The organism is Vibrio sp. V03_P4A6T147, from assembly GCF_002241085.1.
GTDB lineage: Bacteria > Pseudomonadota > Gammaproteobacteria > Enterobacterales > Vibrionaceae > Vibrio > Vibrio anguillarum.
The window spans coordinates 1-7,929 of record NZ_NDIO01000355.1; the positions used below are offsets into that span (position 1 = coordinate 1).

The 7,929-nt window shown below is 44.3% G+C and carries 7 protein-coding genes; 3 read left to right on the plus strand and 4 right to left on the minus strand.

Translation table 11 applies throughout. The features are described from left to right. Positions 1-260 precede the first annotated feature (260 nt). Entirely contained in the window at positions 261-2,486 is a 2,226-nt protein-coding gene (locus tag B9J84_RS13890; protein ID WP_026028830.1) for an NADP-dependent isocitrate dehydrogenase, read from the plus strand. A 79-nt stretch (positions 2,487-2,565) separates the two neighbouring features. Here B9J84_RS13890 and cspD read toward each other — a convergent pair whose 3' ends face one another. Beyond that, positions 2,566-2,787, minus strand: a complete 222-nt coding sequence (cspD, locus tag B9J84_RS13895) for a cold shock domain-containing protein CspD (protein ID WP_013857087.1) — start codon at positions 2,785-2,787, stop codon at positions 2,566-2,568. Between the two features lie 473 nt (positions 2,788-3,260). Between cspD and clpS the strand changes: the two genes are divergently transcribed. Further along, the gene (clpS, locus tag B9J84_RS13900; protein ID WP_010319243.1) at positions 3,261-3,581 is read left to right on the plus strand and encodes an ATP-dependent Clp protease adapter ClpS; all 321 of its coding nucleotides are present in this window, start codon (positions 3,261-3,263) and stop codon (positions 3,579-3,581) included. A 42-nt stretch (positions 3,582-3,623) separates the two neighbouring features. Further along, positions 3,624-5,894 carry an ATP-dependent Clp protease ATP-binding subunit ClpA gene (clpA, locus tag B9J84_RS13905; protein ID WP_013857086.1) on the plus strand — a complete coding sequence of 757 codons (2,271 nt, stop codon included), beginning with the start codon at positions 3,624-3,626 and terminating at the stop codon, positions 5,892-5,894. 141 nt (positions 5,895-6,035) lie between these two features. Here the strand turns inward: clpA and infA are convergent, their stop codons facing one another. The 3 genes from infA to aat all read right to left on the minus strand — a co-directional run bounded on the left by infA (position 6,036) and on the right by aat (position 7,753). Continuing rightward, positions 6,036-6,254: a translation initiation factor IF-1 gene (gene infA / locus B9J84_RS13910; protein ID WP_006075347.1), complete on the minus strand. Its 219-nt coding sequence runs from the start codon at positions 6,252-6,254 to the stop codon at positions 6,036-6,038. A gap of 81 nt (positions 6,255-6,335) precedes the next feature. After that, positions 6,336-7,034, minus strand: coding sequence for an arginyltransferase (locus B9J84_RS13915; protein WP_013857085.1), 699 nt, complete (start codon positions 7,032-7,034; stop codon positions 6,336-6,338). Positions 7,035-7,036: 2 nt separating this feature from the next. After that, entirely contained in the window at positions 7,037-7,753 is a 717-nt protein-coding gene (aat, locus tag B9J84_RS13920; RefSeq protein WP_094124384.1) for a leucyl/phenylalanyl-tRNA--protein transferase, read from the minus strand. Between the last annotated feature and the right edge of the window lie 176 nt (positions 7,754-7,929).

The following is a 7,929-nucleotide window of genomic DNA, read 5'->3' on the forward strand; positions in this document are numbered from 1 at the left end:
AGATAATAGACTATTATCCTAGTTTTGTTTAATTATACTCAACCCATGCTATTTGGATTCAGTATCAATAAAGGGTTTGGGTGTATACGTATTTTCACTCAATGACTAAAATCGGATAACGCTCAACGACATTCGATTCAGTTTTTGAAAGAGTGACGCTATCGTGTTCAAGTCGCGAGGATGCTAACCCACTTGACACGGACAATCACACAGCGCTGTTTCATCCAATGGTGCTGCTAGAACAAATAGGGAAATTTTTCATGCCTACAGAAAAACCTACAATTATTTATACCATCACAGACGAAGCACCAGCACTGGCCACTTATTCTTTATTGCCGATTATCCAATCCTTTACCGCCTCGTCAGGCATTAGCGTTGAAACCCGCGATATTTCACTGGCTGCGCGTATCCTTGCCAGCTTCCCAGAACATTTAAAAGAAAATCAACGTGTAAGTGATGCGCTTGCCGAATTAGGTGAACTGGCGACCAAACCAGAAGCGAATATTATTAAACTGCCTAACGTTTCTGCATCGGTCCCACAATTGAAAGCCGCGATTAAAGAGTTGCAGGAAAAAGGTTACGACCTACCAAATTATCCTGAAGAACCAAGTACCTACGAAGAAGAAGCGATTAAAGCGACTTACGATAAAATCAAAGGCAGTGCGGTTAACCCAGTGTTGCGTGAAGGAAACTCCGATCGCCGCGCACCATTATCAGTCAAGAATTATGCGAAGAAAAACCCACATTCAATGGGCGCATGGTCACCGCAATCCCGTTCACATGTTGCCAGCATGCAAGACAAAGATTTCTATGGAACAGAAAAGTCAGTCACCATTGAAGGTGACACTAAGGTCAAAATTGAGTTTGTCGGCCATGATGGCTCGACTAAAGTCTTAAAGAAAGAGTTTGCGCTGCTTGATAAAGAAATTATCGATGCTTCAGTTCTAAGCAAAAAAGCGTTAGTTGAGTTTTTCGAGCAACAAATCGCAGCAGCGAAACAGCAAGATGTGCTGCTTTCCTTGCACATGAAAGCAACCATGATGAAAGTGTCTGACCCAGTCATTTTCGGCCATGCCGTTAAAGTGTACTACAAAGACGTATTTGCGAAGTATGGCGCGTTGTTTGACTCATTAGGTGTTGATGTCAACAATGGCCTAGGCGATGTTTACGCGAAAATACAAGCATTACCACAAGCACAGAAAGAAGAAATTGAAGCCGCGATTCAAGCGGTTTATAACACGCAGCCACCGCTTGCTATGGTCGATTCTGACCGAGGTATTACTAACCTACATGTCCCAAGCGATATCATTGTTGATGCGTCAATGCCAGCAATGCTGCGCGCTTCTGGTCAAATGTGGGGGCCAGATGGCAAGCAACAAGACACCAAAGCACTGATCCCCGATCGCTGCTACGCTGGCGTTTATCAAGCGGTGATTGATTTTTGTAAAAAGCACGGCGCATTTGATCCCACCACGATGGGCAGTGTGCCAAACGTGGGCCTTATGGCGCAAAAAGCTGAAGAATATGGATCGCACGATAAAACCTTTATCCTCGATGCTGCGGGTTCGGTACGTGTTGTGGATACCTCCGGCAAAGTATTGCTAGAGCAAGCTGTTGAAGCTGGTGATATTTTCCGCATGTGCCAAGTGAAAGATGCACCGATCCAAGACTGGGTGAAACTAGCCGTGACTCGTGCCAGAGCTACTGGTGTTCCTGCGATTTTCTGGTTAGACGATCAGCGTGCGCATGACCGTGAATTGATCAAAAAAGTCAACGTCTACCTTGCTGATCATGATACGGCTGGCTTAGATATTCAGATCCTATCACCCGTTGAAGCGACTCTGTTCACACTTGAGCGTCTCAAAGCGGGTAAAGATACCATCTCAGTTACGGGTAACGTACTGCGTGATTACCTCACGGATCTATTCCCCATTCTTGAGCTCGGTACTTCGGCTAAAATGTTGTCGATTGTTCCCTTGATGAATGGCGGTGGTTTGTTTGAAACAGGTGCTGGTGGCTCTGCGCCAAAACACGTTCAGCAGGTTGAGAAAGAAAACCACTTGCGTTGGGATTCGTTAGGCGAGTTTTTAGCGCTGGCGGCGTCTTTGGAACATTTGAGTGTTGTCACTGGAAATGCGAAAGCGAAAGTACTAGCCGATGCGCTTGATAAAGCCACTGGTAAGTTCCTTGATCTCAATAAATCACCATCGCGCAGAGTTGGTGAGCTTGATAACCGTGGCAGTCACTACTATCTTGCAACCTATTGGGCTGAGGCCTTAGCAGAGCAGACGGCGGATGCTGATTTAGCGGCGGAATTCGCACCGATTGCGAAGCAGCTACAAGAAAATGAACAGGTTATCGTCTCTGAGCTGAATCAGGCACAAGGTACTCCGGGTGATTTGGGTGGTTACTATGCGCCAGTGTTTGAAAAAGCATCAGCACTAATGCGTCCAAGCCAAACCTTGAACGCGATCATTGGCGCTTAACCTTCAGTTATTCACCTCTAAGCAATAAAAAAACCCGCCAGTTCGGCGGGTTTTTCATCAAATACACGTTTGGCAGCGATTATTTTGCAAGTTGACCTTCGATTGGAACAACAGCGCTAGCGTGATAACCTTTCGGCCCCTGTTCAATCTCGTAGGAAACTTGTTGGCCCGCTTTGAGTGTGCGGTAGCCTTCCATTTGAATGGTTGAATAGTGAGCAAAAATATCGGTATCCTCACCTTCTGGACAAATAAACCCAAATCCTTTGGCGTTGTTAAACCATTTTACTGTACCTGTAGCCATGCTTTACATCCCTCATTGCATTTTAGTTACTGATGTTGTTATCGAGAAACTTATCCTAAAAACGTTACCCGAATGTGAATATCAATTCAGCCGCTGCCAAATTTTTAGTCACTAATTGACCAATGTAGTCAATGATTCGGCGCAGTCAATAGGCAAAAGGTATGATACTCGACATATTTGCAAATAAATCACTTTTCAGGTTTACATTGTTGTAACGATTAAATAGGGCGTTAAGAATGAAATAGTTAAAGAAAGCAGTTGCTTTTGTTTTCTTTTTAATCAACTACGCCGTTGATAGTTCGGAATAGCAATGTTTTATTTGCAGCGATACAATTGCTGCATTAGTCTCTAAGTAAGGGTTGTTTTTCAACGGTGTCGGTAGCACTAATAACATTAATAGATTCCAACGACACAATGGTTACTGAGAGGCACACGGTTCCACTAGGTAGAGAAGCACTCTAAATACGGTCATCATGAGTAAACATTTTGAATGGGTGACTCCAGACTCAGATCTTCTGGAGAAAGAGAAGACAGCAATTAAACCACCAGCGATGTACAACGTAGTTCTTAATAACGATGACTACACGCCGATGGAGTTTGTGATTGAAATCCTTGAGCGATTCTTCTCGATGGATATCGACAAAGCAACACAGATAATGCTCAAGGTGCATTATGAAGGGAAAGCAATTTGTGGCACGTTCAGTGCTGAGATTGCAGAGACCAAAGTAGCTCAAGTTACTTTGTACTCAAGGGAAAATGAGCATCCACTGCTTTGTACTATGGAGCAAGCGTAGTCGCTTGCTGGAGCAACAAAGTGGTTCCTTAAGGAGGTACTTATGCTTAATAAAGAACTAGAGTCGAGTCTAAACGGCGCGTTCGCTCGAGCGCGAGACAAAAGACATGAATTCATGACCGTCGAGCACCTCCTACTTGCGTTATTAGAAAATGATGCAGCCAGAGAGGCCTTATTAGCCTGCCAAGCGGATTTGGATGCCTTACGCCAAGAGCTTGATATTTTTATTGATCAAACCACACCTCTTATTCCTGAAAGTGACGAAACACGTGAAACGCAACCTACATTGAGTTTTCAACGTGTGCTGCAACGTGCTGTATTTCATGTGCAATCCTCTGGCCGCAATGAAGTCACAGGAGCGAATGTACTGGTTGCAATCTTTAGTGAGCAGGAGTCACATGCGGCTTACCTACTGAAAAAAAATGACATCAGTCGCTTAGATATCGTCAACTACATTTCACACGGCATCACTAAAGCTTCCAGCGCAAGTGATAATTCAGCCTCTTCCGACTCTTTTAGCAGCGAATCAGCTGATGAAGTCAGTTCTGATGAACGTTTGGAAAGCTTTGCCAGCAACCTCAACCAATTGGCAAAGCAAGGGTTGATTGACCCGCTAATTGGGCGTGATAAAGAGCTAGAACGAACCATTCAAGTGTTGTGTCGTCGCCGTAAAAATAATCCGCTGTTAGTGGGAGAAGCGGGAGTCGGTAAAACGGCGATTGCGGAAGGGCTGGCGTGGCGTATTGTGGAAGGTCAAGTGCCTGAAATCATTCAAAATAGCGTTATTTATTCACTGGATATTGGCTCATTGCTCGCTGGAACTAAGTATCGTGGCGATTTTGAAAAGCGTTTTAAAACCATTTTGAAACAGCTTGAAAAAGAGCAGGACGCGATCCTATTTATTGATGAAATTCATACCATCATCGGTGCGGGTGCCGCTTCTGGTGGTCAGGTGGATGCGGCTAATTTAATCAAACCACTGCTTAGCAGCGGTAAATTGCGCTGCATCGGCTCAACGACTTATCAAGAGTACAACAACATCTTTGAAAAAGAGCGCGCGCTGGCTCGCCGTTTTCAAAAAATCGATGTGGTCGAGCCATCGTTGGATGACACCACTAAAATACTTATGGGCCTGAAAACAAAATACGAGGCGCACCATGATGTACGTTACACCAATAAAGCGTTACGTGCGGCCGTAGAGCTTTCTGCAAAATACATCAATGAACGTCATTTGCCAGATAAAGCGATTGATGTGATTGATGAAGCGGGAGCACGTTCAAGATTGGCACCTGCAAGTCGCCGTAAGAAAACCGTTGGAGTGGCCGATATTGAAGCGATGGTTGCTAAAATGGCGCGTATTCCAGAAAAATCAGTCTCTTCTTCCGATAAAGACATTTTGCAGCACCTTGATAGAAAAATGAAAATGTTGGTATTTGGACAAGATGACGCTATCGATGTATTGAGTGAGGCGATCAAACTCTCACGCGCAGGCTTAGGTGCTGACAATAAACCGGTGGGCTCATTCTTGTTTGCAGGGCCAACAGGCGTGGGTAAAACAGAAGTGACAGTGCAGTTATCGAAGCTACTTGGCATTGAGCTGCTGCGTTTTGATATGTCTGAGTATGGTGAACGCCACTCAGTGAGTCGTTTAATTGGTGCTCCTCCTGGTTATGTTGGGTATGACCAAGGTGGCTTGCTAACTGATGCTGTGATTAAACATCCACATTCAGTAGTGCTACTTGATGAGATTGAGAAAGCGCACCCTGATATTTTCAACTTGCTACTTCAAGTCATGGATAACGGCACTTTAACGGATAACAATGGACGAAAAGCGGATTTCCGTAACATCATTTTGGTGATGACAACCAACGCAGGTGTTGCAGAGACAGTGAAAAAATCGATTGGTCTTATCCAACAAGACAATAGTTTTGATGCGATGTCAGAGATTAAGAAAGTATTCACACCCGAATTTCGTAACCGTTTAGATAACATCATCTGGTTTAATCGTTTGGATGAGCGTGTAATCCATCAAGTGGTTGATAAGTTTATTGTTGAACTACAAGCTCAACTCGATGCGAGAGGTGTATCGTTAGAGGTTTCTGAGGATGCTCGTCATTGGCTTGCTGTGAAAGGCTACGATATTGAGATGGGCGCTCGTCCAATGGGCCGCGTGATTCAGGATAAGCTGAAAAAGCCATTAGCGAATGAGTTGTTGTTTGGCTCGTTGGTCGATGGTGGCACAGTGAAAGTGGATTTAGATGGCGAAGAGCTTAAGTTTAAGTACATTGGTTCTCGTGAAGAAGCGGTTCACTAATCGGTAATCCCGATGCTTATCACCTAATAACAAAAGCACGCTGAGGCGTGCTTTCTTCTATGCATTGCATTTAATCCAGTTCGAACGCAACAAAAAACGGAGCATTTGGCTCCGTTTTTTGTTGCGTTCGAAAATCAGAGATTAACGAGCACGGAAGACGATGCGGCCTTTAGTTAGGTCGTATGGAGTCATCTCTACAGTTACTTTGTCACCAGTAAGAATACGAATGTAGTTCTTACGCATTTTACCAGAGATGTGAGCTGTTACTACGTGGCCGTTTTCTAGCTCAACACGGAACATTGTGTTTGGAAGAGTATCAAGGACAGTGCCTTGCATCTCAATTACGTCTTCTTTAGCCATTTAATCCTCTTTAGAAACTTGGCGATTTTTAACGGACGCATTCTGCCGCTAAAAGATAAATATGTAAAGTTGGGGCGTATTCTACCCTTGCCAACGTTGATTTACTAGCTTTTGATGGCGCTCAAAGCGTACTTTGTAGTTCATTGCTGGGCATTCATCAATTTGATAACCCAAATATAACCATTGTTTCTGTGTGGCTTGGCAATATTGCAGTTGAAATAAAACGCCAAGTGTCCCGAGTGACAGATCTGACTCTGGATCATAAAAGGTATAAAAGGCGCTGGCACTGTTTTGTAAAATATCCGTCACCGCAATCGCGACCAGCTGTCCATTTTGATAAATATGCAGGTATTGAGTATCTAGCCAACGACAAGCGGAAAAGGTTTCAAACTCCTGCTCGTTGGGAGGGTACATGCTGCCCTCTTTATGTCGCGCTTCAATATAGCGGGCATAGAGTGCAAACCAACCCGAATCCATGGTCGGTTTCAGCTGCCACTGAAAAGCGTGTGCCTTTTTGAGTAACCGCTTTTGGCTGGTTGATAGCTTGACTTGGTCAACAAAAACACGCAATGCTTGGCAGGAGTTGCAATTGTCACAGTGAGGTTTGTAAATGGTATCCCCACTGCGTCGAAAACCATTTGCGAGTAGAATTTCATAATTCTCAGGCGATTGCATGGCGGAGTCTAAAGTCACAGCGACACGTTCTTGCCTATCTTTTAAATAGCTACAAGGGTGGTTATTGGTTAAACCGATGCGTATTTGCTGTAAATCTGAGCTCATGGTTATCCTTCATTAGGCAAGGTGATCCACTGGGGTGTAAAGCAGCGCTCATCGACAGAGCTATCTCTAAAAGATAGCAAGGATTTGAGAAAATCGTCGCGCTCTAATTCGAAAGCTCCCAATGATGCCAGATGCGGATTCATCACCTGACAATCAATCAACTGTCCACCGTGTGATTGAAAATGCTGGCAAAAATACCAAAGCGCAATTTTTGATGCATTGGCTTTGGTACTAAACATCGACTCACCGCAAAACATTTGGCCCATTTGTATGCCATAGAGCCCGCCGATCAATTTATCTTCCTGCCATACTTCAACCGAATGACAACGGCCAGAAGCCGCAAGGGCGAGGTAGGCGCTGCGCATCTCTTCATTTAGCCAAGTTTGATCTGCGGGTCTTACGTTGGCGCAACTTGTAATTACCTCTTTAGTTGCATGGTTAAGGCTTATTTTATATTGATGTTTTCGCTGGAATTTTTTAACGCTTTTAGCTGGAGAAAAAGTTTGTGGGTTAAACACAGCTCGCGGAGCGGGGCTCCACCAAAGAATAGGCTCTTGTGGGCCATACCAAGGAAAAATTCCGTGTCGATAAGCATTATAAATACGTTCTGGTTGTAAATCTCCACCAAACGCGAGCAGTCCATTTGGCTCTTCTAGCGCCTCATCAGCGGAAGGAAAAGAGAAATCATCAAGCGCAAGTTGAGGAAGGTAAATAGTCATGTTCGATCCGATCTGGGTTAACCATCAAGATAAGGCCACGGAATGAGGATAGTAGGGATTTTTCAATAGTTTGCCAATCATTACTATCAGGCCATATTTGTACTGGAGTTCGCTTTTATTTTTAGATAGGCTGCAAGTACGAAGAATTTTCATTTTCCTAGAGCAAACAGGAGCCC

Coding starts and splice junctions, on each gene's coding strand:
- clpS (WP_010319243.1), top strand. CDS start 3,261: ATGAGTAAACATTTTGAATGGGTGACTCCAGACTCAGATCTTCTGGAG.
- cspD (WP_013857087.1), bottom strand. CDS start 2,787: ATGGCTACAGGTACAGTAAAATGGTTTAACAACGCCAAAGGATTTGGG.
- aat (WP_094124384.1), bottom strand. CDS start 7,753: ATGACTATTTACCTTCCTCAACTTGCGCTTGATGATTTCTCTTTTCCT.
- infA (WP_006075347.1), bottom strand. CDS start 6,254: ATGGCTAAAGAAGACGTAATTGAGATGCAAGGCACTGTCCTTGATACT.
- B9J84_RS13890 (WP_026028830.1), top strand. CDS start 261: ATGCCTACAGAAAAACCTACAATTATTTATACCATCACAGACGAAGCA.
- clpA (WP_013857086.1), top strand. CDS start 3,624: ATGCTTAATAAAGAACTAGAGTCGAGTCTAAACGGCGCGTTCGCTCGA.
- B9J84_RS13915 (WP_013857085.1), bottom strand. CDS start 7,034: ATGAGCTCAGATTTACAGCAAATACGCATCGGTTTAACCAATAACCAC.